Source organism: Pseudomonas parafulva (assembly GCF_000800255.1).
In the GTDB taxonomy this organism is placed as follows: domain Bacteria; phylum Pseudomonadota; class Gammaproteobacteria; order Pseudomonadales; family Pseudomonadaceae; genus Aquipseudomonas; species Aquipseudomonas boreofloridensis.
Window position 1 is genome coordinate 3,821,222 of sequence record NZ_CP009747.1, and the last position, 23,262, is coordinate 3,844,483.

Here is a 23,262-nt window from a genome sequence, read left to right on the forward strand (position 1 = left end):
CCGGGGCGTTTTCGTTTCATGGACAGGGTCGTCCGGCAAGAGAGTAGCCATGTATATCCAGATTCTCGGTTCCGCCGCCGGCGGCGGCTTCCCCCAGTGGAACTGCAACTGCGTCAACTGCAAGGGTTTTCGTGATGGCAGCCTGCGCGCCACCGCCCGCACCCAGTCGTCCATCGCCCTGTCCGACGACGGCGAACACTGGATCCTGTGCAACGCCTCGCCGGACATCCGCGCCCAGCTCCAGGCCTTCGCGCCGATGCAACCGGCGCGCGCCCTGCGCGACACCGGCATCGACGCTATCGTGCTGCTCGACAGCCAGATCGACCACACCACCGGGTTGCTCAGCCTGCGCGAGGGCTGCCCGCACCAGGTCTGGTGCACCGACATGGTCCACCAGGACCTGAGCACCGGCTTCCCGCTGTTCACCATGCTCAGCCACTGGAACGGCGGGTTGCAGTGGAACCGCATCGAACTGCAGGGCAGCTTCGTCATTCCGGCCTGCCCGAACCTCAGGTTCACCCCCTTCCCGCTGCGTAGCGCCGCACCGCCCTACTCGCCGCACCGCTTCGACCCGCACCCAGGCGACAACCTCGGCCTGCTGGTCGAGGACACCCGCACCGGCGGCAAGCTGTTCTATGCCCCAGGGCTGGGCCAGGTCGATGCCGCGCTGCTGGAGATGATGCACGGCGCCGACTGCCTGCTGGTGGACGGCACCCTGTGGGAAGACGATGAAATGCAACGTCGCGGCGTCGGCACCCGTACCGGCCGCGAGATGGGTCACCTGGCGCAGAACGGCCCTGGCGGCATGCTCGAAGTGCTCGACGGCTTCGCGCGCCAGCGCAAGGTGCTTATCCACATCAACAACACCAACCCGATCCTCGACGAGGCGTCGCCCGAGCGCGCCGAAGTCCTGCGCCGCGGCGTGGAAGTGGCCTACGATGGCATGAGCATCGAGTTGTAAGGAGCCCCGATGAGCGACGCATTGCCGATGTCCCCTGCCGAGTTCGAGCAGGCCCTGCGCGCCAAGGGCGCCTACTACCATATTCATCACCCGTATCACGTGGCCATGTACCAAGGCCGCGCCACCCGCGAGCAGATTCAGGGCTGGGTGGCCAACCGCTTCTATTACCAAGTGAACATCCCGATGAAGGATGCTGCGATCCTGGCCAACTGCCCGGACCGTGAAGTCCGCCGCGAGTGGATTCAACGCCTGCTCGACCACGACGGCGCACCCGGCGAGGACGGTGGCATCGAAGCCTGGCTGCGCCTCGGCCAGGCAGTGGGCCTCGACCCGGAGCAACTGCGGTCCCAGGAACTGGTACTGCCCGGCGTGCGCTTCGCCGTCGATGCCTACGTCAACTTCGCCCGCCGCGCCAGTTGGCAGGAAGCGGCCAGCAGTTCGCTGACCGAACTGTTCGCGCCGCAGATTCACCAGTCGCGCCTGGACAGTTGGCCGCAGCACTACCCGTGGATCGATCCGGCTGGCTACGAGTACTTCCGCACGCGCCTGGGCCAGGCCCGCCGTGATGTGGAGCACGGTCTGTCGATCACCCTGCAGCACTACACCAGCGCCGAGGGCCAGGCGCGCATGCTGGAAATTCTGCAATTCAAGCTGGATATTCTCTGGAGCATGCTCGATGCCATGAGCATGGCCTACGAACTGAACCGCCCGCCGTATCACAGCGTCACAAGCGAACGTGTCTGGCACAAGGGGATCGCACCATGAGTCTCGACCGCAACCAGGTGCCGAACTGGCGCCCGGGCTACCGTTTCCAGTACGAGCCCGCCCAGCAAGGCCATGTGCTGCTGTACCCCGAGGGCATGATCAAGCTCAACGACAGCGCCGGGCTCATCGGCGGGTTGATCGATGGCCAGCGCTCTGTCGCCGCGATCATCGCCGAGCTGGAACAGCAGTTCCCCGGCATTCCCCAGGTGGCCGAGGACATCGAGCAGTTCATGGAGGTGGCCCGTGCCGAACACTGGATCGTCCTCGCCTGAAGTGCCGGTGGGCTTGCCGCTCTGGCTGCTGGCGGAACTGACCTACCGCTGCCCGCTGCAATGCCCCTATTGCTCGAACCCGCTCGACTTCGCCGAACAAGGCAAGGAACTGAGTACCGAGCAGTGGTTCAAGGTGATGGCCGAAGCCCGCGAAATGGGCGCGGCGCAGATCGGTTTCTCCGGCGGTGAGCCGCTGGTGCGCCAAGACCTTGCCGAGCTGATCGGCGAAGCTCGGCGCCTGGGCTACTACACCAACCTGATCACCTCCGGCATCGGTTTGACCGAACAGAAGATCGCCGCCTTCCGCCAGGCTGGGCTGGACCACATCCAGATCAGCTTCCAGGCCAGCGACGAGCAGGTGAACAACCTGCTGGCCGGCTCGAAAAAAGCGTTTGCGCAGAAGCTGGAGATGGCGCGGGCAGTGAAGGCCCATGGGTATCCGATGGTGCTCAACTTCGTCACGCACCGGCACAACATCGACCGCATCGACCGCATCATCGAGCTGTGCCTGGCCCTGGAGGCCGACTTCGTCGAGCTCGCCACCTGCCAGTTCTACGGCTGGGCGCACCTCAATCGCCTCGGCCTGCTGCCGACCCGCGAACAGCTCGAACGCGCCGAACGGATCACCAACGAGTACCGTGACCGGCTCAAGGCCGAAGGTCATCCGTGCAAGCTGATCTTCGTCACCCCGGATTACTACGAAGAGCGCCCCAAGGCCTGCATGAACGGCTGGGGCAGCCTGTTTCTCACCGTCACCCCGGATGGCACCGCGCTGCCCTGCCACGGCGCGCGGCAATTGCCGGTGCAGTTTCCCAACGTGCGCGAGCATGACCTGCGCCACATCTGGTACGACTCCTTCGGTTTCAACCGCTTCCGCGGCTACGACTGGATGCCCGAGCCTTGCCGGTCGTGCGACGAAAAGGAAAAGGACTTCGGCGGCTGTCGCTGCCAGGCCTTCATGCTCACGGGTGATGCCAGCAAGGCCGATCCGGTGTGCGCCAAGTCGCCGGACCACGGCATCATTCTCAAGGCGCGCGAAGAGGCGCAGACCGCGCAAATGGAGATCGAGCAGATGACCTTCCGCAACGAGCGCAACTCCCGGGTCATCGCCCGTGGCTGAGTTCAGCGCCGCCCAGGCCGTGGCCGCTGGCACCGACTTCGCCGAGCTCAAGGTGAGCGCGCAGGGGCTGTTCTGGAACGAGTTTCGGCCGGCGGATGGCGCCTGCCGGATCTGGCGCTGGCACCAGGACCAGGCCCAATGCCTCACGCCGGACGGGTTCAGCGTGCGCAGCCGGGTGTACGAATATGGCGGCGGCAGCTTCTGCCTGGCGCATGACGCCGTGTTTTTCGTCAATGAACAGGACCAGCAAGTCTACCGACAGGCGCTCGACGGCGCGGCGCCGCAGGCACTCACCTCCATGGCGGACTGCCGCTACGGCGACCTGCTGTGGCACGACGGTCAACTCCTGGCAGTTGAGGAACGGCATGCCGAGCGCGTCGAGCATCGGCTGGTGGCGTTGACGGTCGAGGGCCGCGAGGTGCTGGCCGAAGGCGCAGATTTCTACGCCTCGCCGACGCTGAGCGCCGACAGTAAACGCCTGGCCTGGATCGAATGGGATCGGCCCGCGCAGCCTTGGACCGTGACGCGACTGATGTGCCGCGAACGGCAAGAAGCCGGACATTGGGGCACGCCACGCTGTGTCGCTGGCCTGGACGAATCCTTGCAGCAGCCGCGCTTCGACGCCGAAGGTCGCTTGTACTGCCTGTCGGACCGCCACGGCTTCTGGCAGCCCTGGGGCGAAATCGACGGCCGCTGGCAAGCCCTGCCAGCGCTCGCCGCCGACCACGCCGCAGCGCCCTGGCAACTGGGAGCCTCGACTTGGCTGGTGCTCGGCGCGCAGCAGTACGTGGCCACCTGGTTCGAGAACGGTTTCGGCGTGCTGGGCCTGCGCGAGGGCAACGATGTCCGGACCTTCGCCAAGCACTACACCCGTTTTCGCAGCCTGGCGCTGGATGCGCAGCACGTCTACGCGATTGCCGCCTCACCCACGCGGCCTCCAGCGGTGCTCGCCATCGCCCGCGACGGCTCCGACTGCCATTTACTGGCCGGCGGCAGTCAGATACTGCCCGATGCGCACATCAGCCAGCCGCAACCGATCAGCTATCCCAGTGGGGACGACCAGGCCCACGGTTTCTTCTACCCCGCCCAGGGCGGCGACCCCCTGCCGCCGCTGGTGGTCTTCATCCATGGCGGCCCAACCTCCGCCTGCTACCCGGTTCTCGACCCTCGTATCCAGTACTGGACCCAGCGTGGCTTCGCCGTCGCCGACCTCAACTATCGCGGCAGCAGCGGCTATGGCCGCGCCTATCGCCAGGCCCTGCACCTGCGCTGGGGCGAAAGCGACGTGCAGGATGCCTGCGCCGTGGTCGACTACCTCGCCGGCCGTGGATTGATCGATCCGCACAAGGCCTTCATCCGCGGCGGCAGCGCCGGTGGCTACACCACCCTGTGCGCATTGGCCTTCGCCGACGTGTTCCGCGCAGGCGCGAGCCTCTATGGGGTCAGCGATCCCATCGCCCTGGGCAAGGCCACGCACAAGTTCGAAGGGGATTATCTGGACTGGCTGATTGGTGACCCACAGGCCGACGCTGACCGTTACCGCGCACGCACGCCGCTGCTGCATGCAAGGCGAATCAAGGCGCCGGTGATTTTCTTCCAAGGTGAACTGGATGCGGTGGTGGTGCCGGAACAGACCCGCAGCATGCTTGAGGCCTTGCAGGCCAACGGCGTGGAAGCGGTCGGGCATTTCTACGCAGGCGAGCGTCATGGCTTTCGCCAGGCAGGTAACCTGGCCCATGCGCTGGAGCAGGAATGGGTGTTCTATCGCCGGGTGCTGCAACGCTGAAAACACGCCGGGGCCGCAAGACGGCCCCGGCTTCGTTCAGCGCTTGGCGATGATGTACACCGCATGCACGATGCCCGGGATGTAACCAAGCAAGGTCAGCAGGATGTTCAGCCAGAACGCACCGGCGAAACCGACCTGCAGGAAAACACCCAGTGGCGGCAGAAGAATAGCGATGATGATGCGAATGAAGTCCATGGGAATCTCTCCTGAATAGTCTTCAACACAGACTAGCCCGGCGCCCCGGAGGTTCAACCGCTGAAAGCGAAGCGGGTTGAAGACCTGAAATAAAAAAAGACCGCCTGCCGATCAACGGCAGGCGGTCTTTTCGTTTCAGGCCGATTCGGCTATCAGCACGACAGGCCGAAGTCTTCCTCTTTCATCGCCATCAGGTTGTCGGCACCGGACAGGATCGCTGCCACGTGGGCACGAGTGCGCGGCAGGATGCGCTGGAAGTAGAAGCGCGCGGTCTGCAGCTTGGCGGTGTAGAAGGCTGCTTCGCCGGTGCCGGCGGCGAGCTTCTCGGCGGCCACACGGGCAATGTCGGCCCAGAAATAGGCCAGGCAGGCGTAACCGGAGTACATCAGGTAATCCACCGACGCCGCCCCCACTTCCTCGCGGTCCTTCATGGCCGCCATGCCGATCTTCATGGTCAGCTCGCCCCATTCCTTGTTCAGCGCCGCCAGCGGCTCGACGAACTCTTTGGTGGCGTCGTTGCCTTCCTGGCCCTGGCAGAACTTGTGCACGATCTTGGTGAAGCCCTTGAGCGCCTCGCCCTGGGTCATCAGCACCTTGCGCCCGAGCAGGTCGAGGGCCTGGATGCCGGTGGTGCCTTCGTACAGCATGGAGATGCGGCTGTCGCGCACGTTCTGCTCCATGCCCCATTCGGCGATGAAGCCGTGGCCGCCGTAGATCTGCACGCCGTGGTTGGCGGCCTCGAAGCCGACTTCGGTCATGAACGCTTTGGCGATCGGGGTCAGGAAAGCCAGCAGGGCGTCGGCCTTCTTGCGCGCCTCTTCGTCCTGGCTGTACTTGACGATGTCCACCTGCTGGGCGGTGAAGTACACCATCGCCCGGTTACCCTCGGCGAAGGCCTTCATGGTCAGCAGCATGCGGCGCACGTCGGGGTGCACGATGATCGGGTCTGCGGCTTTTTCCGGGGCCTTGGGGCCGGTCAGCGAACGCATCTGCAGACGCTCGCGGGCATACTTCAGGCCACCCTGGAAGGCCACTTCGGCGTGGGCCAGGCCTTGCAGCGCGGTGCCCAGGCGTGCGGTGTTCATGAAGGTGAACATGCAGTTCAGGCCCTTGTTGGCAGGGCCGATCAGGTAGCCGGTGGCCGCGTCGAAGTTCATCACGCAGGTGGCGTTGCCGTGGATGCCCATCTTGTGTTCCAGCGAGCCACAGCTCACCCCGTTGCGCTCGCCCACGCCGCCCTCGGCGTTGGGCAGGAACTTCGGCACGATGAACAGCGAAATGCCCTTGGTGCCGGCCGGCGCATCGGGCAGGCGAGCCAGGACGATGTGCACGATGTTGTCGGCCATGTCGTGTTCACCGGCCGAAATGAAGATCTTGGTGCCGGACACTTTGTAGCTGCCGTCAGCCTGAGGCTCGGCCTTGGTGCGCAGCATGCCCAGGTCGGTGCCGCAATGCGGCTCGGTCAGGCACATGGTGCCCGTCCATTCGCCAGACACCAGCTTGGTCAGGTAGACCTGCTGCTGCTCAGGCGTGCCGTGCTCGGAAATGGTGTTCATCGCGCCGTGGGACAGGCCTGGGTACATGCCCCAAGACCAGTTGGACTCGCCGACCATCTCGCTCAGGGTCAAGCCCAGCGATTCAGGCAGTCCCTGGCCGCCGTGATCGACATCGTGGGCCAGGCTCGGCCAGCCACCTTCGACGAACTGCTTGTAGGCTTCCTTGAAGCCGGTCGGCGTCTTCACGCCCGACTCGCTCCAGGTGCAGCCTTCCAGATCGCCGACGCGGTTCAGCGGCGACAGGACCTGCTCGCAGAACTTCGCGCCTTCTTCAAGGATGGCATCGACCATGTCCGGGGTGGCGTCCTGGCAACCCGGCAGGCTCTGATAATGCGCTTCATACCCGAGCAGCTCGTCACGGACGAAGCGAATATCACGCAAGGGGGCTTTGTATTCGGGCATGGCGATGAACCTCTGGCTAGTTCGTTGGGGACCGCAGGCACCGACCAGCTCTTGGCGGCTTTCGGTCAAACAGTTGTTTGAAACTTACGTTTAGCCCGGAACAATGTCAAGGAGGGACCATGGTGCCAATTTGGTCGCGCAAGAGGGCGTTTCGGTCATGGCAAGGCGGCAGCAACGCCCGAAGAGCGGGCGCGCTGGGAAAGAGGGATCAGGCGTAGGTATCGATGAACTTGCCGAGCATTTCGTCGGATGCCTTGGCGACTTTCACGCCCAGCTCGACCTCGTGCTTGCCCAGGGCGAGCTGCACGGTGCTGGTGGCCAGGTCTTGCTGCTGGCTGCGATCCACGCCACGCAGACGCTCGGCCTGGAAATCGGTGGACTGGTTGCTGGTCGCGCGTTCGACGCCATTGCTGGCGATCTGATTGGCGGCCTGGTCGAGGCGGTTCTGACCGTTCTGGATGGCGCCCAGACCTGCGTAGAAAGCAGAGCTGCCGTTGATTTCCATGTCAGGACTCCACATGACGGATTGAGAAACGAGCCCTGATTAAACCAGCCTGGCGGCAAAAAGGCCCGTTTAAATCCCTAATAGCCCAGTGCCATCCAATAGAGAGAGGGCATTTGCCCGCCCGCGACCGCTATAGCAGCACGTCCAGATGCAGATATTCGGCCACCGTCTGCGCCTGGGCCGTTTTCAGCCAGGGCACGCGCCCCAGACACGGCGCGGGCAAGCGCTCAGCGAGGCTGGCGAGGTTGTCTTCCAGCCGTGCCGTTCGCGGATCCACCACATTGGCCACCCAGCCGGCCAATTGCAGACCGTCGCGGGCGATAGCCTCGGCGCTGAGCAGGGCATGGTTGATACAGCCCAGGCGCACACCCACCACCAGGATCACCGGCAACTTCAGCGCAACCGCCAGATCGGACAGGTTGGCCTGGTCGGACAACGGCACCCGCCAGCCACCGGCGCCTTCGATCAGGGTGAAGTCGGCGCCCTGTGCCAGCACCTGTCGCATGGCGTCGCGCAGGGCTGGCACGGCCAGCGCCACACCTGCCTCGCGGGCGGCCACGTGCGGCGCGATGGCGGGCTCGAAGGCACAGGGATTGACCTGCTCGTACGGCAGCTTGATCGAGCTCTGTTCGATCAGCGCCAGCGCATCGCTGTTGCGCAGGCCCTGGGCGCCGAGCACGCAACCGGAGGCCACCGGCTTGGCGGCCAGGGTGCTCCAGCCCTTTCGTTGCGCGGCATTGAGCAGGCCGGCGGCGATGGTGGTCTTGCCGACATCGGTGTCGGTGCCGGCGATGAAGTAGGCGTGGTTCATGTCAGTGCTCTTGATCGTTGCGCAGGACGCCATAGACCACTTGGTACGTGGCGGGCAGCCCTTGGGCGTCGCGGAACTGTTCGTAGGCCTGGAGCATGCCCTGCACCCGCGCCCGCCCTGTCAGGCCCGAAGGGCGTCCGGGATTGAGGTTGTGCGCACCGAGGGCCTTGAGTTCGTGGGTCAGGCTGCGCACGTCCGGGTAATGCAGCACATGGGCGCGACGCTCCAGGCCAAGCACGGTCAGGCCACTGTCGGCGCACAGGCGTTGGTAGTCGTCGAAACGGCGGAAGCGGTTGACGTGCACCTGCCCGTCCACCGTCTGCCAACTGGCGCGCAGTTCCTCCAGCGTGCCGACGCACAGGCTGCTGAACGCCAGCACCCCGCCCGGGCGCAACGCCCGCTGCGCCTCGGCCAGCACGCTGGCAAAGGCGTCGCACCATTGCACTGCCAGGCTACTGAAAATCAGGTCGAAGACCTGGTCGCGCACCGGCAGGCGCTCGGCATCGCCCGCCGCATGATGATGCGCCCCGCCGTGCTGACGCGCGTGCGCCAGCATGCCTTCGGCGATGTCCAGCGCCAGGCCGTGGGCGCCCGGGAAGCGTGTGGCCAGGGCTCGGCTGAAATGGCCGGTGCCGCTGCCCAGGTCGAGCCAGCGCGCGGGGGCCAGCGATGCCGGCAGGCGTTCGAGCAGCGCCTCGCCCACCGCGCGTTGCAGCGCAGCGACGCTGTCGTAGCTGGCCGCTGCGCGGGAAAACGAGGCCGCCACCTGGCGCTTGTCGGGCAAGGCGCCGGGCAACGGCGGATGGGAAAGGTCAGTCATCGCCACTCTCATGCAAAAAACTCTTGATGCCCGACGCCAGCTCCTGCGGGTACTCCAGCAGGAACGCGTGGGAACTGTCTTCGACCAGGCCCACTTCGACGTCTGGCAGCAATTCGCTGAGGGCCTTGGCCGCATCGGCCGGCACCAGCGCGTCGCTGCCGGCGTACAGGTGCAACTGCGGCCCGGCGTAGTGCTCCAGGGCCTGTCGGGTGTCCAGTTGCGCCAGCACCTCCAGGCCATTGGCCAGGTACAGCGGGTCGGTGTCCGGCACGCCCACGCCGAGTTGACGCAGCAGCGTGCGCGGCTGCTGTGCACCTTCGCTGCACAGGCTGCGAAAGCGCTTGAGGGTCACCTGCGGATGGCTGCGACAGCCGTCGAGGAAGGTGCCGAAGGTGTCCTCGGCCATGCCATGGGGCCAGTCGGGGCGCGCCACGAAACTGGGGTTGCTGGCCAGGGTCAGCAGGCCGCAGCAATGATCGCCGCGTTTATGCGCCAGGGCGCTGGCGAGCATGCCGCCCAGCGACCAGCCGCCCAGCCAGACATCGGTGGGCAGCTTGCGGTCCAGGTAGTCGATCCAGACCTGCGCACTGGCCTCGGCCAGCTCGGGCAAGGGCGCCAGTTCGACGTGCAGGCGCGGGTCCTGGGCGCGCAGGCTGGCGGCCAGGGGTTGCAGTGAAGCGGTGCCCAGCCCCCAGCCGGGCAGGAGGATCAGTCGATTACGCATGGGCGGACTCCAGCTGTGCATGACACTCGGCCAATGCATTCAACAATAGCTGGACCTGCGCCTCGCTGTGCGCCGCACTCAGGGTCACGCGCAGGCGAGCGCCGCCAGCCGGAACCGTGGGCGGACGAATCGCGGTCACCAATAGCCCGCGCTGGCGCAGCATCGCCGACAACTTCAACGCCCGCGCCGCATCGCCCACCAGGATCGGCTGGATGGCCGTGGGACTGTCCATCAACACCAGGCCGATCTGCTGCGCGCCCGCGCGGAACTGGCCTATCAGCGCCGCCAACTTCTCCCGCCGCCAGGTTTCGTCGCGCAGCAGTTGCAGGCTTTTCAAGGTGGCGCAGGCCAGCGCCGGGGGCTGGCTGGTGGTGTAGATGTAGGGCCTGGCGAACTGCACCAGCGCCTCGATCAGGTCGTCGCTGCCGGCCACGAAGGCGCCAGCCGTGCCGCAGGCCTTGCCCAAGGTGCCGATCAGCACCGGCACCTCGTCCACGCCCAGGGAGAAGTGCTCGACGATGCCGCCGCCCCGGGCGCCCAGCGTGCCGAAGCCATGGGCGTCGTCGACCATCAGCCAGGCGCCCTTGGGCCTGGCCACGGCCGACAGCGCGGGCAGGTCGGCCAGGTCGCCGTCCATGCTGAACACGCCGTCGGTGATCACCAGCGTGTCGCCACTGGCCTTGCCCAAGCGGTTCGCCAGGCTGGCCGCATCGTTGTGCAGGTAACGGCTGAAACGCGCGCCGCTGAGCAGCCCGCCATCGAGCAGTGAGGCGTGGTTGAGGCGGTCGTGTAGCACCGTATCGCCCTGGCCCACCAGCGCCGTGATGGCGCCCAGGTTGGCCATGTAGCCGGTGCTGAACAGCAGCGCACGCGGGCGTCCGGTGAGTTCGGCCAGAGCTTCTTCGACCGCATGGTGCGGCGTGCTGTGACCGATCACCAAATGCGAGGCTCCGCCGCCGACGCCCCAGCGCTCGGCGCCGTCGCGCCAGGCCGCGATCACGTCGGGGTGATTGGCCAGGCCCAGGTAATCGTTGCTGCAGAAAGCCAGCAGGCGCTGGCCATCGACGATGACCTCCGGGCCTTGCGGGCTTTGCAGCAGCGGCCGTTGCCGGTACAGGTCCGCGGCGCGGCGTTCGGCCAGACGCGCCGCCAGATCGAACGCCATGTTCAGGCCGATGCGGCGTCGTAGAACAGTTCGCTGCTGCGCTGCTCGACCAGTGCCTGCTCGATGGCCGCCTGGTGCACCTCGTCGGCGTGCTCTTCGCGCGCTTCGGGCTTGATGCCCAGACGGGCGAACAGTTGCATGTCCTTATCGGCCTGCGGGTTGGCGGTAGTCAGCAGTTTCTCGCCGTAGAAGATGGAATTGGCCCCGGCCATGAACGCCAGCGCCTGCATCTGCTCATTCATCTGCTCGCGACCGGCGGACAGGCGCACGTGCGACTTGGGCATCAGGATGCGCGCCACGGCCAGCATGCGGATGAAGTCGAACGGATCGACATCGGCCTCGTCGGCCAGCGGCGTGCCGGCGACCTTGACCAGCATGTTGATCGGCACCGACTCCGGGTGCTCGGGCAGGTTGGCCAACTGGATCAGCAGGCCCGCGCGGTCGTCCAGCGACTCGCCCATGCCGAGGATGCCACCGGAGCAGATCTTCATGCCGGCGTCACGCACATAGGCCAGGGTCTGCAGGCGCTCGCTGTAGGTGCGGGTGGTGATGATGCTGCCGTAGAACTCCGGCGAGGTGTCCAGGTTGTGGTTGTAGTAGTCCAGGCCGGCCTGGGCCAGCGCCTGGGTCTGCTCCTGGTCGAGCTTGCCGAGGGTCATGCAGGTTTCCAGACCCATGGCCTTGACGCCTTTGACCATTTCCAGCACGTAGGGCATGTCTTTGGCCGAGGGGTGTTTCCAGGCAGCGCCCATGCAGAAGCGGGTCGAGCCGATGGCTTTGGCCCGCGCGGCTTCCTCCAGCACTTTCTGCACTTCCATCAGCTTCTGCTTTTCCAACCCAGTGTTGTAGTGACCGGACTGCGGGCAGTACTTGCAATCTTCCGGGCAGGCGCCGGTCTTGATCGACAGCAGCGTGGAGACCTGCACGCGGTTGGGGTCGAAGTGCGCGCGGTGGACGATCTGGGCTTGGAACAACAGGTCATTGAAGGGTTGCTGGAACAGCGCTTTGACCTCGTCCAGGGACCAGTCGTGACGTGTTGTTGCAGTTGCGCTGGCGCTCATCGGCGTTTCCTTATCTAGGCTCTGACAGGCGCCGGGACAGGTAGAGCCCGCCAGCGCATCACGGATAGCGCGCATAGTCAGGGAAGGTCCATGCACTGTCAACCACGCTTAAAACAACTGGTCAACAACTGGTTAAATAGTAACCATATCTGTTTGCTGTGCGATGCGCGGGCCGAACAGCCTTATCCACTCTGTCCGGCCTGCGAGCACGACCTGCCCTGGCTCGATGAGCAGTGCTCGCGCTGCGCCCTGCAACTGCCGATGCGCGGCCTCACCTGTGGCCCGTGCAAACGCCGACCGCCGCCGTTCGAGCAGGTGGTGGCGCCATGGCACTTCGGTTTCCCGCTGGATACCGCCATCAGTCGCTTCAAGCACCGTGCGCAGTGGCCGCTGGGGCGGCTGCTGGCGCAGTTGCTGGGGCACGCCTTGCAGCACCGCTATGACCAGGACCTGCCCCGACCCGACCTCCTGCTGCCGGTGCCCCTGTCCAGGCGACGGCTGCGCCAGCGCGGTTTCAACCAGGCCGGCATGCTCGCGCGCTGGTTGTCCGGCCCGTTGCAGATCCCCTGCGAAGAGCGCTGGCTGCTGAGACCACGCGACACCGTGGCGCAACAGAGCCTCGACGCCAAGGCGCGCTGGCAGAACTTGCGCCAGGCCTTTGCGCTCGCCCCACAGGCGGTGCTGCAAGGGCGGCATGTGGCGCTGGTGGACGACGTGCTGACCACCGGTGCCACGGCCCGCGCGCTGGCCAGCCTGCTGCGCCAAGGCGGCGCGCGCCGCGTCGATGTCTACTGCCTGGCCCGCACGGCCAGGCCCGAGCAGGCTTGACGTGCCTGGCCGGCAGAGGCAAGTTTCTGCCCCATCGCCTTCCTGGTCATCGCACCCATGTCACTGCCCGCCCTGCTCGCTCAACACATCCTGCGCCGCCCCCAGCGCATCGGCCTGCTGCAGCACATCGCCGAACAAGGCTCGATCACCGCGGCCGCCAAGGCGGCGGGCATCAGCTACAAGAGCGCCTGGGACGCCATCGACGAGCTCAACAACCTGGCCGCGCAGCCGCTGGTCGAGCGCAACGCCGGTGGCCGGGGCGGTGGCGGTGCGCGGCTGTCGGCAGAAGGCGAGCGCGTGCTGCGCCTGTATCAGCGGTTGCAGGCCCTGCACAGCGAAATCCTCGAGTCCAGCGATGAGCCAGGCGACTTGGACCTGCTGGGGCGGTTGATGCTGCGTACCAGTGCCCGCAACCAGTTGCGCGGACAGGTCGCCCGGTGGGTGCGCGACGGGCGCCATGACCGCGTGACCCTGACCCTCGGCGGCGGCCTGGAAATCGATGCGCTGATCACCCCGGACAGTACCGAGCGCCTGGAGCTGGCGCCGGGCAGCACGGTGGTGGCGCTGCTCAAGGCCGGCTGGGTCACGCTGCTCGGCGCCACGGCGCAGGCCGACCCGCACAGCAACTGCGTACAGGTGCGAGTCGAAGAGATCCTCGCCGATCAGGCCGACACCCGCGAACTGCGCCTGGCCCTGGGCAACGGCCAGACCCTCTGCGCGTTCGCCGAAGCCGCTTGGCTGCAACAGGAAGGGCTGACGGCGGGCAGCACGGTGCGGGCGCAGTTCCACCCCTCGTTCGTGCTGCTGGGCGTGCCGGTCTGAGCACAGGCGCCAGGGTTGGCCGCAGCGCAATGGGTTACCATGATCGGCCTGCCTTCCCTTGCCGGAGCTTTCATGTCCCACCCCTTCGACACCCTCACCCCCGACCTGGTCCTGGACGCCGTCGAAAGCCTGGGCTTTCTCAGCGACGCGCGGGTACTGGCGCTCAACAGCTACGAGAACCGTGTCTATCAGGTGGGCATCGAAGGCCAGCAGCCACTGATCGCCAAGTTCTATCGCCCGGACCGCTGGAGCGATGCGGCGATCCTCGAGGAGCATGCGTTCAGCTTCGAGCTGGCCGAGCACGAAGTGCCGATCGTCGCGCCCTTGCAACATGAGGGTCGCAGCCTGTTCGCCCACCAGGGTTTTCGCTTCGCCCTGTTCCCGCGCCGCGGCGGACATGCGCCGGAGCCCGGCAACCTCGATCAGTTGTACCGCCTGGGTCAATTGCTCGGGCGCTTGCATGCCGTGGGGGCGACGCGACCGTTCGAGCACCGCGAAACCCTGGCGGTGGACAACTTCGGCCATGCCTCGCTCAAGACCCTGCTCGACGGCCACTTCGTGCCCCGCGAACTGCTACCGGCCTTCGAGTCCGTAGCGCGCGATCTGCTGGCGCGGGTCGAGGCGATCTACGCACGCACCCCGTGCCAGGCCATCCGCCTGCACGGCGACTGCCATGCCGGTAACCTGATGCACCGTGACGACGTCTACCATGTCGTCGACCTGGACGACTGCCGCATGGGCCCAGCGGTACAGGACCTGTGGATGATGCTCGCCGGCAGCCGCGAAGAACGATTGGGGCAACTGGCCGAACTGGTGGACGGCTACAACGAGTTCCATGACTTCGACCCGCGCCAGTTGGCCCTGATCGAGCCGCTGCGCGCCCTGCGCCAACTGCACCACAGCGCCTGGCTGGCGCGGCGCTGGGACGATCCGGCGTTCCCGCGCAGCTTCCCCTGGTTCGGCCAGCCCCGTTACTGGGGCGATCAGATCCTGGCGCTGCGCGAACAGATCGCCGCGCTGGACGAAGCGCCACTTAAAGTGTTCTGACCCCAAAGTCCCACCCAGTCGTTCAAGCAAGGACTCTGCATGCAAGCCGCCAACCCGCAACGCGGGTACATCCTGGGCCTGAGCGCCTACATCATCTGGGGCCTGTTCCCCCTGTATTTCAAAGCCATCCAGAGCGTGCCGGCGGTGGAGATCATCGTCCACCGGGTGCTGTGGTCGGCACTGTTCGGCGCGCTGCTGCTGGCGGTCTGGAAGCATCCGCAGTGGTGGCGCGAACTGCGTGACAACCCGCGCCGCCTGGGCATCCTGGCGCTGAGCGGGACGCTGATCGCCGCCAACTGGCTGACCTACGTGTGGGCGGTGAACAACGGACGCATGCTGGAGGCCAGCCTGGGCTACTACATCAACCCGCTGATCAACGTGCTGTTGGGCCTGCTGCTGCTCGGCGAGCGCCTGCGCCGCCTGCAATGGCTGGCGGTGGGGCTGGCGGCCGCTGGGGTGGCGCAGCAGGTCTGGCAGGTCGGCGGCTTACCGTGGGTGTCGCTGGGCCTGGCCTTGTCGTTCGGTTTCTATGGCCTGATCCGCAAGCAGGCACCGGTGGCGGCGCTGCCGGGTCTGGTGGTGGAGACCTGGATGCTGGTGCCGTTGGCCCTGGGTTGGCTGCTGCTGCATCCAGAGGCCAATAGCGCGCATGTGGCGTTCTTCGGCAGCAGCGAAGCGCTGTGGCTGATGGCCGCGGGCCCGGTGACCCTGGTGCCGCTGCTGTGCTTCAACGCGGCGGCGCGCCACCTGCCTTACACCACGCTGGGTTTTCTGCAGTACCTCGCACCGACGCTGGTGCTGCTGCAGGCGGTGCTGCTGTTCGACGAGCACCTGTCGTCGAGCACTCTGGTGGCCTTCTTCTTTATCTGGGCAGGCTTGGCGATCTATAGCGTCGATGCCTGGCTGACCCTGCGCAAGCGCAGATGATCGACGCGCCGCAGACAGGAACGCTCTAGCAAAACGAAACGGCCCGAGAATCGTGTACCGTTTTTAGATTTATCTGGAACAATCTGTCTGTTTTTTGCGAACATGCCTTTTCCTAGCGTGACCCCAAGCGACCGAGCGGTCGCGGGACGACGCTTTTAGTCTGATGTTCACGTGTCTGGCGCATCATGTAGTATTCGCCAGCGCAGACTACAAAACGTCGTCCGGGGGTCTGCCGAGGCGCCTGTGACACCATGCGATCCGTCCTCCAGCCCGCTGGCAGGCCGGACACTTCGCGTGTTGGGAGAAGCGCTACAGGCTCAATACAGAAGAGCGAAACAGCTGAGCAGAGTGAGGCAAGCAATGACTGGATACGTTCAAGTCGGTGGCCTTCAGGTCGCCAAGGTTCTCTACGACTTCGTCAACGACGAAGCCCTGGCGGGGACCGGCATCGTCGCCGAGCAGTTCTGGAGCGGTGCAGAGAAGATCATCAACGACCTCGCTCCAAAGAACAAAGCCCTGCTCGCCAAGCGCGACGCGCTGCAAGCCAAGATCGATGCCTGGCACCAGGCACGCCAGGGTCAGGCCCACGACGCCGCGGCCTACAAGGCATTCCTCGAGGAAATTGGCTATCTGCTCCCCGCAGCAGGCGACTTCCAGGCCACCACGCAAAACGTCGACGAAGAGATCGCCCAGATGGCCGGTCCGCAGTTGGTGGTGCCGGTGATGAATGCCCGCTTCGCCCTGAACGCCGCCAACGCCCGCTGGGGCTCGCTGTATGACGCGCTGTACGGCACCGACGCCATCAGCGAAGACGGCGGCGCCGAAAAGGGCCAGGGCTACAACAAGGTGCGCGGCGACAAGGTCATCGCCTTCGGCCGCGCCTTCCTCGACGAGGCCGCGCCCCTGGCGGCCGGCTCGCACGTCGACGCCACCGCCTACCGCATCGACGCCGGCAAGCTGGTCGTGGCGCTGAAGGGCGGCAGCAACAGCGGCCTGCGCGACGACGCGCAACTGATCGGCTTCCAGGGCCAGGCCAGCGCGCCGACGGCCGTGCTGCTCAAGCACAACGGCCTGCACTTCGAGATCCAGGTCGACGCCAACACGCCGGTCGGCAGCACCGATGCCGCCGGGGTCAAGGACATCCTCATGGAGTCGGCGCTGACCACCATCATGGACTGCGAAGACTCGGTCGCAGCGGTGGACGCCGACGACAAGGTCATCGTCTACCGCAACTGGCTGGGCCTGATGAAGGGCGACCTGGCCGAAAGCGTGAGCAAAGGCGGCAAGACCTTCACCCGCACCATGAACCCTGACCGCGAATACAGCGCGCCGAACGGCGGCACGGTCACCCTGCACGGCCGCTCGCTGCTGTTCGTGCGTAACGTCGGTCACCTGATGACCAACCCGGCGATCCTCGACGCCCAAGGCCACGAGGTGCCCGAAGGCATCCAGGACGGCCTGTTCACCAACCTGATCGCCCTGCACAACCTCAACGGCAACACCAGCCGCCGCAACACCCGTTCGGGCAGTGTGTACATCGTCAAGCCGAAGATGCACGGCCCCGAGGAAGTGGCGTTCGCCGCTGAAATCTTCAGCCGCGTCGAAGACCTGCTGGGCATGCCCCGCAACACCGTGAAGGTCGGCATCATGGACGAGGAGCGCCGTACCACGGTCAACCTCAAGGCCTGTATCCAGGCTGCCGCCGAACGCGTGGCGTTCATCAACACCGGCTTCCTCGACCGCACCGGCGACGAGATCCACACCTCGATGGAGGCCGGCGCCATGGTGCGCAAAGGGGCCATGAAGAGCGAGAAATGGATCGGTGCCTACGAGAACAACAACGTCGACGTGGGCCTGGCCACCGGCCTGCAGGGCCGTGCGCAGATCGGCAAGGGCATGTGGGCCATGCCGGACCTGATGGCGGCGATGCTCGAACAGAAGATCGCGCACCCGATGTCCGGCGCCAACACTGCCTGGGTGCCGTCGCCGACCGCTGCCACGCTGCATGCCCTGCACTACCACAAGGTCGATGTGCAGGCACGTCAGCGCGAGCTGGCCAGCCGTACCCCGGCGTCGGTGGACGACATCCTGAGCATCCCGCTGGCGACCGACCGCAACTGGTCGGACGACGAGATCCGCAACGAACTGGACAACAACGCCCAGGGCATCCTCGGCTATGTGGTGCGCTGGATCGACCACGGCGTGGGCTGCTCCAAGGTGCCGGACATCAACAACGTCGGCTTGATGGAAGACCGCGCCACGCTGCGCATCTCCGCGCAGTTGCTGGCCAACTGGCTGCGCCATGGCGTGGTGACCCAGGAGCAGGTGCTGGAAAGCCTCAAGCGTATGGCAGCGGTGGTCGACCGGCAGAACGCCGGCGATGCGCAGTATCGCCCGATGGCGCCGAACTTCGATGACAACATCGCGTTCCAGGCCGCCGTGGAACTGGTGATCGAAGGGGCCAAGCAGCCCAACGGTTATACCGAGCCGGTGCTGCATCGTCGTCGTCGCGAGTTCAAGGCCCGCAACGGGCTGTAAGCCGTTCCGGCCCCGCCGCGCTCACTGCGCGCGCGGGGCCGGACTAATCAAGCCGCAACTCCGTCTTCACCAACTCCAACAGCTTGCCCAGGTCGACCGGCTTGAGCAGGAAGTCCAGCACGCCCAGGTGCATCACATCCACCGCTTCCTTCACGTCGGTGTCGCCCGATACCACGATGATCGACACTTGCGCGCAGTCCGACTCGCGCACCTTGCGAATCAGCTCCAGTCCATCCACCGGCAGCATGCGCAGGTCGGTGATCATCAGCGCGATGCGCGGCTCGTAATGCAGCTTGAACAGCGCTTCTTCGGCACCGTCGGCCGTCATGCAGTCGATACCGCGGCTTTTCAGGTACAGGCTCAACGCCTCGCTGTTCACCGGATTGTCGTCCACCACCAGCACCACCGGCCTGGGTGGGGTCGGCGCACTCACCACGGCCAGGGCCTCGCGCTCGGCGTCACTCAATATGTCGTCATGCTCAGCCATGGCCATCTCGTCAAAAAAATCCCGCAGTGTTGTTAAGACCGTCGAAACCGTCGTAACGGCCTTCCTTTCGTCGGAACCTTGACGGAGCCCTCGCCCGCTAGACTTACGTCCAATGGGCATCCCCCGACGCTCGGCCGACCATGGGGTTCGACAACAACAAAGCCGCCCCTATAGATAGATATATATAGTTCGGCATAAGGCAGACGGTCAGCCCCATGAGCAAAAAGGACGCCTTCACCCAGGCCGGCAGGACAGCCGTCCTGCAGAACGTTCAAGGCACGTTGCAATTCCTGCAGCGCTTTCCGCCCTTCAACCAGATGGAACAGGGTCACCTGTCGTACTTGGTAGAGCAGTGCCAACTGCGCTTCTATGCCAGCGGCGAGAGCATCATCAAGCCCGCCGACGGCCCCGTGGAGCACTTCTACATCGTCAAGCAGGGCCGGGTGATGGGCGAGCGCCAGCACGTCACCGGCCCCGGCGTGGAAACCACCTTCGAGATCGCCACCGGCGAGTGCTTCCCCCTGGCCGCGCTGCTCGGCGAACGGGCCACGCGCACCGAGCACCTGGCCGGCGAAGACACCTTCTGCCTGCAACTGAACAAAGCCGCGTTCATCCGCGTGTTCTCGCTGTCCGACGTGTTCCGCGACTTCGCCCTGCGCGGGGTCAGCAGCCTGCTCGACCAGGTCAACCAGCAGGTGCGCCAGCGCGCGGTGCACACCCTCGGCACCCAGTACTCGCTGAATACGCCACTGGGCGAACTGGCCATGCGTCACCCGGTGGTGTGCCCGCCGGACATGCCGCTGCGCGATGCCGTGCGCCTGATGCACGAGCAGCAGGTGGGCAGCATCGTGATCGTCGATACGCAGCGTTTCCCCATCGGCATCTTCACCCTGCGCGACCTGCGCCAGGTGATCGCCGACGCCAGCGCAGAGCTGGATGCGCCGATCCAGCGCCACATGACCGCCGCGCCCTTCTCGCTCGGGCCACAGGCCAGTGCCTTCGATGGCGCCCTGGCGATGACCGAGCGGCACATCGCCCACATCTGCTTGGTGGATAACGGGCGGCTGTGCGGCGTGGTCTCCGAGCGCGACCTGTTTTCCCTGCAGCGCGTCGACCTGGTGCACCTGGCGCGCACCATCCGCCACGCGCCACGGCTGGAAGCGCTGGTGGCCCTGCGTGGGGAAATCGGCCAACTGGTCGAGCGCATGCTCGCCCACGGCGCGTCCTCGACGCAGATCACCCAGATCATCACCCTGCTCAACGACCACACCGTGTGCCGGGTGATCGAACTGGCCCTGGCCGAACACGGCGATCCGGGGATCGCCTTCAGTTGGTTGTGCTTCGGCAGCGAAGGCCGCCGCGAACAGACCCTGCACACCGACCAGGACAACGGCATCCTCTTCGATGCCGCAGACGCCGCCGAGGCCGAAGGGTTGCGCGCGCGCCTGCTGCCGTTGGCGAACAGCATCAATCAGGATCTGGCCCAGTGCGGCTTCAGCCTGTGCAAAGGCAACGTCATGGCCGGCAATCCCGAGCTGTGCCTGTCGCGCGCCGAATGGGCACAACGTTTCGCCGGTTTCATCCGCGAGGCCAGCCCGGAGAACCTGCTGGGTTCGAGCATCTATTTCGACCTGCGCGTGGTGTGGGGCGATGAGCAGGGTTGCGAACAGTTGCGCCAGAGCATCCTGGCGCAGGTCGCGGACAACCGCATCTTCCAGCGCATGATGGCCGACAACGCCCTGCGCCAGCGCCCGCCCGTGGGGCGCCTGCGCGACTTCGTGCTGACCCGGCAGGGCAACGACAAGACCGCCACCCTCGACCTCAAGGTCCAGGGCCTCACTCCCTTCGTCGACGGTGCGCGGCTGCTGGCCCTGGCCAACGGCATCGCCGCCAACAACACCTTGGAACGCCTGCGCCAGCTGGTGGCCAAGGGGGTCATCGACGCCCTCGACGGCGCCGCCTTCGAGGAGGCCTATCACTTCATCCAGCAGACCCGCATGCAGCAGCACCAGCGCCAGAGCCGCGACAACCAGCCCTACTCCAATCGCCTCGACCCGGACAGCCTCAATCACCTGGACCGGCGCATCCTGCGCGAATCGCTGCGCCAGGCTCAGCGCCTGCAAAGCAGTCTGGCCCAGCGGTATCAACTGTGAAACTGTTCCCCTGGCTGCGCCCGCGCACGCCGACGCTCGACGTCGATCTGCAACAGCGCCTGGCCAGCCTGCCACGTCCGGCCGCGCTCGGTGTGTGCTCGCTGCGCGAGCAGCGCTGGGTGGTGCTGGACCTGGAGACCAGCGGCCTGAACCTGCAACGCGACCAGGTGCTGTCGATCGGCGCGGTGGCCATCGAGGACGGCGCCATCGCCCTGGGCGGGCAATTCGAGCGCACCCTGCGTCGGCCAGAGCAGAAGACCAACGCCAGCGTGCTGATCCACGGTCTGGGCCCCAGCGCCCTGGCTGCCGGCAGCGATCCTGCCCAGGCGCTGGTCGAGTTGCTGGAGTTCATCGGCGACAGCCCGGTGCTGGCCTTCCATGCCCCATTCGACCAAGGCATGCTCGGCCGGGCACTCAAGGACACCCTCGGTTACCGCCTGCAACAGGTGTTCATCGATGTCGCCGAACTGGCGCCCATGCTCAACCCCGACACGGTGCTGCGCGAGGCGGGGCTGGACGACTGGGTGGCACGCTTCGGCCTCGAGGTGCAGGCGCGTCACCACGCCAGCGCCGACGCCCAAGTGACCGCCGAGCTGGCGCTGATCCTGTTCAGCCAGGCGCGGCGCCAGCAACTGGATAGCCCCCTGCAACTGGAGCAGCGGCTGCGCCAATGGCGGCGGCGCGCGCTGCAGCCTCACGGTCTGTAAAAGCCGCGGAGCAACGTCGAGCATTCTGACAAGCGTCAATTGCATCCTCCGGTGCAGCTCTGCCACAATCGCGAATCATTATCGTTATTTAACGCATTCTTTTCGGGGAACGCCCTTGTCGTCCGTGCACAGCCCACATGCCGAGCTGGTCGGCAGCCTGTACCGCGACCATCGCGGCTGGCTGATGGCCTGGCTGCAGCGCAGCACCGCCTGCCGCCAGCGCGCCGAAGACCTGAGCCAGGACACCTTCGTGCGCCTGCTGGGGCGCGAGCAGTTGAGCGCGCCACGCGAGCCGCGCGCGTTCCTCGTCGCCGTGGCCAAGGGTTTGCTGTTCGACCACTTCCGCCGCGCCGCGCTGGAGCAGGCCTACCTCGCCGAACTGGCGCTGCTGCCCAGCGCCGAACACCCCTCCCCGGAAATGCAGCACCTGATCCTCGAAGACCTCAAGGCCATCGACCGGTTGCTGGGCAAACTGTCGAGCAAGGCGCGCGCGGCGTTTCTGTACAACCGCCTGGACGGCCTGGGCCACGCCGAGATCGCCGAGCGCCTGGGCGTCTCGGTCTCGCGGGTGCGCCAGTACATCGCCCAAGGCCTGCGCCAATGCTACGTGGCGCTGTACGGAGCGCCGACGTGAACAACCTGCCGGTCTCGGCCAAGGTGCTGGAAGCCGCCATCGCCTGGAAGCTGTGCCTGGAAGGCGGCGATGGCACGGCCGATGAGCGCGATGCCTTCAAGCGCTGGCAGGCCGCCAGCGAGGAACATGCCCGTGCCTGGTTTCAACTGAGCCTGCTCGACCAGCGCGTCGGCGCGGCGACCGGTCCGGCGCGCCATGCCCTGCTGCAATCGCGTGCGGGCCTGCGCCAACGGGTCGGCAAGCTTGGCGGCGGGCTGGCCGGCATGCTGCTGCTCGGCGGGCTGCTGGCCTGGAGCGCAGCACCCTCGTTGGCGCCCAGTTACTGGCTGGCCGACCAGCGCACCGGCACCGGGGAACTGCGCACCCTGCGACTGGAAGATGGCACGTTGCTCAGCCTGGACACCCACACGGCGGTGGACATCGACTTTGCCGGCGAACAGCGGGTGATCGTGCTGCACCAGGGCGAGATTTCGGTCGAAACCGGTCACGACGACCCGCGCCCGCTCTGGGTACGCACCGACGACGGCCGCCTGCGTCCGCTGGGCACGCGCTTTTTGGTCAAGCGCGAGACCGCCGGGACGCGGCTGGAAGTGCTGCAGGCCCGGGTCGCGGCGCAACCGCGTGATCAAGGCAACGAACAGGTGCTGGAGGAAGGCCAGCAGGTGCTGATGAATGCCCAGGGGCTGGGGCTGGTCGGCCCGGTCCAGCCCGGCGCCGATGCCTGGACGCGCGGCATGCTGGTGGTGGACAACGTGCGCCTGGGCGACCTGGTGGCCGAGTTGAGCCGCTACCGCAGCGGCCACCTGAGCGTATCCGGCAAGGTCGCGCAACTGCGGATCAGCGGCAGCTTCCCCTTGACCGACACCGACCTGGCGCTGGCCTCGCTGGTACCGGCGTTGCCGGTGAAGATCGAACGGCGCACGCCGTGGTGGGTGACGGTCGAGGCCAAGTGAACCTTCGACCACCCGCCTTCTGT

General features: G+C 66.1%; 23 protein-coding genes. 14 read left to right on the forward strand and 9 right to left on the reverse strand.

What is annotated here, in order from left to right:
* Positions 1-49 precede the first annotated feature (49 nt).
* The 5 genes from pqqB to NJ69_RS16735 are packed head-to-tail and all read left to right on the forward strand — an operon-like array spanning position 50 to position 4,904.
* Positions 50-961 (forward strand): pyrroloquinoline quinone biosynthesis protein PqqB, encoded by a 912-nt coding sequence (gene pqqB / locus NJ69_RS16715; RefSeq protein WP_029614026.1) that lies wholly within the window; start codon positions 50-52, stop codon positions 959-961.
* Between the two features lie 9 nt (positions 962-970).
* Positions 971-1,726: a pyrroloquinoline-quinone synthase PqqC gene (gene pqqC / locus NJ69_RS16720; protein ID WP_039581187.1), complete on the forward strand. Its 756-nt coding sequence runs from the start codon at positions 971-973 to the stop codon at positions 1,724-1,726.
* Positions 1,723-1,998 (forward strand): pyrroloquinoline quinone biosynthesis peptide chaperone PqqD, encoded by a 276-nt coding sequence (gene pqqD, locus NJ69_RS16725; protein ID WP_029614024.1) that lies wholly within the window; start codon positions 1,723-1,725, stop codon positions 1,996-1,998. The genes pqqC and pqqD overlap by 4 nt, the downstream gene beginning before the upstream one ends.
* Complete coding sequence (gene pqqE, locus NJ69_RS16730; protein WP_039581190.1) at positions 1,970-3,118, forward strand: pyrroloquinoline quinone biosynthesis protein PqqE; 1,149 nt, start codon at positions 1,970-1,972, stop codon at positions 3,116-3,118. Before pqqD ends, pqqE begins: the two co-directional genes overlap by 29 nt.
* Positions 3,111-4,904, forward strand: a complete 1,794-nt coding sequence (locus tag NJ69_RS16735; RefSeq protein WP_039581193.1) for an alpha/beta hydrolase family protein — start codon at positions 3,111-3,113, stop codon at positions 4,902-4,904. The genes pqqE and NJ69_RS16735 overlap by 8 nt, the downstream gene beginning before the upstream one ends.
* Positions 4,905-4,940: 36 nt before the next feature.
* Here the strand turns inward: NJ69_RS16735 and NJ69_RS22470 are convergent, their stop codons facing one another.
* The 8 genes from NJ69_RS22470 to bioB form a co-directional block, all read right to left on the reverse strand.
* A complete protein-coding gene (locus NJ69_RS22470) occupies positions 4,941-5,099 on the reverse strand; it encodes a YqaE/Pmp3 family membrane protein (RefSeq protein ID WP_033727371.1) in 159 nt (52 codons plus the stop codon).
* 152 nt (positions 5,100-5,251) lie between these two features.
* A complete protein-coding gene (locus tag NJ69_RS16745) occupies positions 5,252-7,057 on the reverse strand; it encodes a phenylacyl-CoA dehydrogenase (RefSeq protein ID WP_039581197.1) in 1,806 nt (601 codons plus the stop codon).
* 208 nt (positions 7,058-7,265) lie between these two features.
* Positions 7,266-7,562 (reverse strand): hypothetical protein, encoded by a 297-nt coding sequence (locus NJ69_RS16750; protein ID WP_029614020.1) that lies wholly within the window; start codon positions 7,560-7,562, stop codon positions 7,266-7,268.
* 130 nt (positions 7,563-7,692) lie between these two features.
* Positions 7,693-8,373 (reverse strand): dethiobiotin synthase, encoded by a 681-nt coding sequence (bioD, locus tag NJ69_RS16755; RefSeq protein ID WP_039581200.1) that lies wholly within the window; start codon positions 8,371-8,373, stop codon positions 7,693-7,695.
* 1 nt (position 8,374) lies between these two features.
* Complete coding sequence (gene bioC / locus NJ69_RS16760) at positions 8,375-9,193, reverse strand: malonyl-ACP O-methyltransferase BioC (protein ID WP_029614018.1); 819 nt, start codon at positions 9,191-9,193, stop codon at positions 8,375-8,377.
* Positions 9,186-9,917 (reverse strand): alpha/beta fold hydrolase, encoded by a 732-nt coding sequence (locus NJ69_RS16765; protein ID WP_029614017.1) that lies wholly within the window; start codon positions 9,915-9,917, stop codon positions 9,186-9,188. The genes bioC and NJ69_RS16765 overlap by 8 nt, the downstream gene beginning before the upstream one ends.
* Positions 9,910-11,082: an 8-amino-7-oxononanoate synthase gene (gene bioF, locus NJ69_RS16770; RefSeq protein ID WP_039581204.1), complete on the reverse strand. Its 1,173-nt coding sequence runs from the start codon at positions 11,080-11,082 to the stop codon at positions 9,910-9,912. Before bioF ends, NJ69_RS16765 begins: the two co-directional genes overlap by 8 nt.
* Before the next feature lie 2 nt (positions 11,083-11,084).
* Positions 11,085-12,143, reverse strand: a complete 1,059-nt coding sequence (gene bioB, locus NJ69_RS16775) for a biotin synthase BioB (protein ID WP_029614016.1) — start codon at positions 12,141-12,143, stop codon at positions 11,085-11,087.
* Between the two features lie 90 nt (positions 12,144-12,233).
* Here bioB and NJ69_RS16780 point away from each other — a divergent pair, with 90 nt between their 5' ends.
* The 5 genes from NJ69_RS16780 to NJ69_RS16800 all read left to right on the forward strand — a co-directional run bounded on the left by NJ69_RS16780 (position 12,234) and on the right by NJ69_RS16800 (position 18,305).
* Complete coding sequence (locus NJ69_RS16780; protein ID WP_039581206.1) at positions 12,234-12,971, forward strand: ComF family protein; 738 nt, start codon at positions 12,234-12,236, stop codon at positions 12,969-12,971.
* 57 nt (positions 12,972-13,028) lie between these two features.
* Positions 13,029-13,793, forward strand: coding sequence for a TOBE domain-containing protein (locus NJ69_RS16785; protein WP_039581209.1), 765 nt, complete (start codon positions 13,029-13,031; stop codon positions 13,791-13,793).
* A 72-nt stretch (positions 13,794-13,865) separates the two neighbouring features.
* Positions 13,866-14,840, forward strand: a complete 975-nt coding sequence (locus tag NJ69_RS16790; RefSeq protein ID WP_039581212.1) for a serine/threonine protein kinase — start codon at positions 13,866-13,868, stop codon at positions 14,838-14,840.
* A gap of 39 nt (positions 14,841-14,879) precedes the next feature.
* Positions 14,880-15,767, forward strand: a complete 888-nt coding sequence (gene rarD, locus NJ69_RS16795; RefSeq protein WP_039581213.1) for an EamA family transporter RarD — start codon at positions 14,880-14,882, stop codon at positions 15,765-15,767.
* Between the two features lie 360 nt (positions 15,768-16,127).
* The gene (locus tag NJ69_RS16800; protein ID WP_039581215.1) at positions 16,128-18,305 is read left to right on the forward strand and encodes a malate synthase G; all 2,178 of its coding nucleotides are present in this window, start codon (positions 16,128-16,130) and stop codon (positions 18,303-18,305) included.
* 43 nt (positions 18,306-18,348) lie between these two features.
* On the opposite strand, the gene NJ69_RS16805 is transcribed toward NJ69_RS16800, so the two are convergent.
* Positions 18,349-18,792 (reverse strand): response regulator, encoded by a 444-nt coding sequence (locus NJ69_RS16805; RefSeq protein ID WP_039581218.1) that lies wholly within the window; start codon positions 18,790-18,792, stop codon positions 18,349-18,351.
* Positions 18,793-19,007: 215 nt separating this feature from the next.
* On the opposite strand from NJ69_RS16805, the gene NJ69_RS16810 reads away from it, so the two are divergent.
* The 4 genes from NJ69_RS16810 to NJ69_RS16825 all read left to right on the forward strand — a co-directional run bounded on the left by NJ69_RS16810 (position 19,008) and on the right by NJ69_RS16825 (position 23,239).
* Positions 19,008-20,945, forward strand: a complete 1,938-nt coding sequence (locus NJ69_RS16810; protein WP_039581220.1) for a putative nucleotidyltransferase substrate binding domain-containing protein — start codon at positions 19,008-19,010, stop codon at positions 20,943-20,945.
* Positions 20,942-21,652 (forward strand): 3'-5' exonuclease, encoded by a 711-nt coding sequence (locus NJ69_RS16815; protein ID WP_029614011.1) that lies wholly within the window; start codon positions 20,942-20,944, stop codon positions 21,650-21,652. Before NJ69_RS16810 ends, NJ69_RS16815 begins: the two co-directional genes overlap by 4 nt.
* A 115-nt stretch (positions 21,653-21,767) precedes the next feature.
* Positions 21,768-22,286 (forward strand): RNA polymerase sigma factor, encoded by a 519-nt coding sequence (locus NJ69_RS16820; protein ID WP_039581223.1) that lies wholly within the window; start codon positions 21,768-21,770, stop codon positions 22,284-22,286.
* Positions 22,283-23,239 carry a FecR domain-containing protein gene (locus tag NJ69_RS16825; RefSeq protein WP_039581226.1) on the forward strand — a complete coding sequence of 319 codons (957 nt, stop codon included), beginning with the start codon at positions 22,283-22,285 and terminating at the stop codon, positions 23,237-23,239. The genes NJ69_RS16820 and NJ69_RS16825 overlap by 4 nt, the downstream gene beginning before the upstream one ends.
* Positions 23,240-23,262: the final 23 nt, after the last annotated feature.

Bases quoted from the DNA above. Each gene is read 5' to 3' on its own strand.
- pqqB (WP_029614026.1), top strand. From the start codon at position 50: ATGTATATCCAGATTCTCGGTTCCGCCGCCGGCGGCGGCTTCCCCCAG.
- pqqC (WP_039581187.1), top strand. From the start codon at position 971: ATGAGCGACGCATTGCCGATGTCCCCTGCCGAGTTCGAGCAGGCCCTG.
- pqqD (WP_029614024.1), top strand. From the start codon at position 1,723: ATGAGTCTCGACCGCAACCAGGTGCCGAACTGGCGCCCGGGCTACCGT.
- NJ69_RS22470 (WP_033727371.1), bottom strand. From the start codon at position 5,099: ATGGACTTCATTCGCATCATCATCGCTATTCTTCTGCCGCCACTGGGT.
- NJ69_RS16745 (WP_039581197.1), bottom strand. From the start codon at position 7,057: ATGCCCGAATACAAAGCCCCCTTGCGTGATATTCGCTTCGTCCGTGAC.
- NJ69_RS16750 (WP_029614020.1), bottom strand. From the start codon at position 7,562: ATGGAAATCAACGGCAGCTCTGCTTTCTACGCAGGTCTGGGCGCCATC.
- bioD (WP_039581200.1), bottom strand. From the start codon at position 8,373: ATGAACCACGCCTACTTCATCGCCGGCACCGACACCGATGTCGGCAAG.
- bioC (WP_029614018.1), bottom strand. From the start codon at position 9,193: ATGACTGACCTTTCCCATCCGCCGTTGCCCGGCGCCTTGCCCGACAAG.
- NJ69_RS16765 (WP_029614017.1), bottom strand. From the start codon at position 9,917: ATGCGTAATCGACTGATCCTCCTGCCCGGCTGGGGGCTGGGCACCGCT.
- bioF (WP_039581204.1), bottom strand. From the start codon at position 11,082: ATGGCGTTCGATCTGGCGGCGCGTCTGGCCGAACGCCGCGCCGCGGAC.
- bioB (WP_029614016.1), bottom strand. From the start codon at position 12,143: ATGAGCGCCAGCGCAACTGCAACAACACGTCACGACTGGTCCCTGGAC.
- NJ69_RS16780 (WP_039581206.1), top strand. From the start codon at position 12,234: ATGCACTGTCAACCACGCTTAAAACAACTGGTCAACAACTGGTTAAAT.
- NJ69_RS16785 (WP_039581209.1), top strand. From the start codon at position 13,029: ATGTCACTGCCCGCCCTGCTCGCTCAACACATCCTGCGCCGCCCCCAG.
- NJ69_RS16790 (WP_039581212.1), top strand. From the start codon at position 13,866: ATGTCCCACCCCTTCGACACCCTCACCCCCGACCTGGTCCTGGACGCC.
- rarD (WP_039581213.1), top strand. From the start codon at position 14,880: ATGCAAGCCGCCAACCCGCAACGCGGGTACATCCTGGGCCTGAGCGCC.
- NJ69_RS16800 (WP_039581215.1), top strand. From the start codon at position 16,128: ATGACTGGATACGTTCAAGTCGGTGGCCTTCAGGTCGCCAAGGTTCTC.
- NJ69_RS16805 (WP_039581218.1), bottom strand. From the start codon at position 18,792: ATGGCTGAGCATGACGACATATTGAGTGACGCCGAGCGCGAGGCCCTG.
- NJ69_RS16810 (WP_039581220.1), top strand. From the start codon at position 19,008: ATGAGCAAAAAGGACGCCTTCACCCAGGCCGGCAGGACAGCCGTCCTG.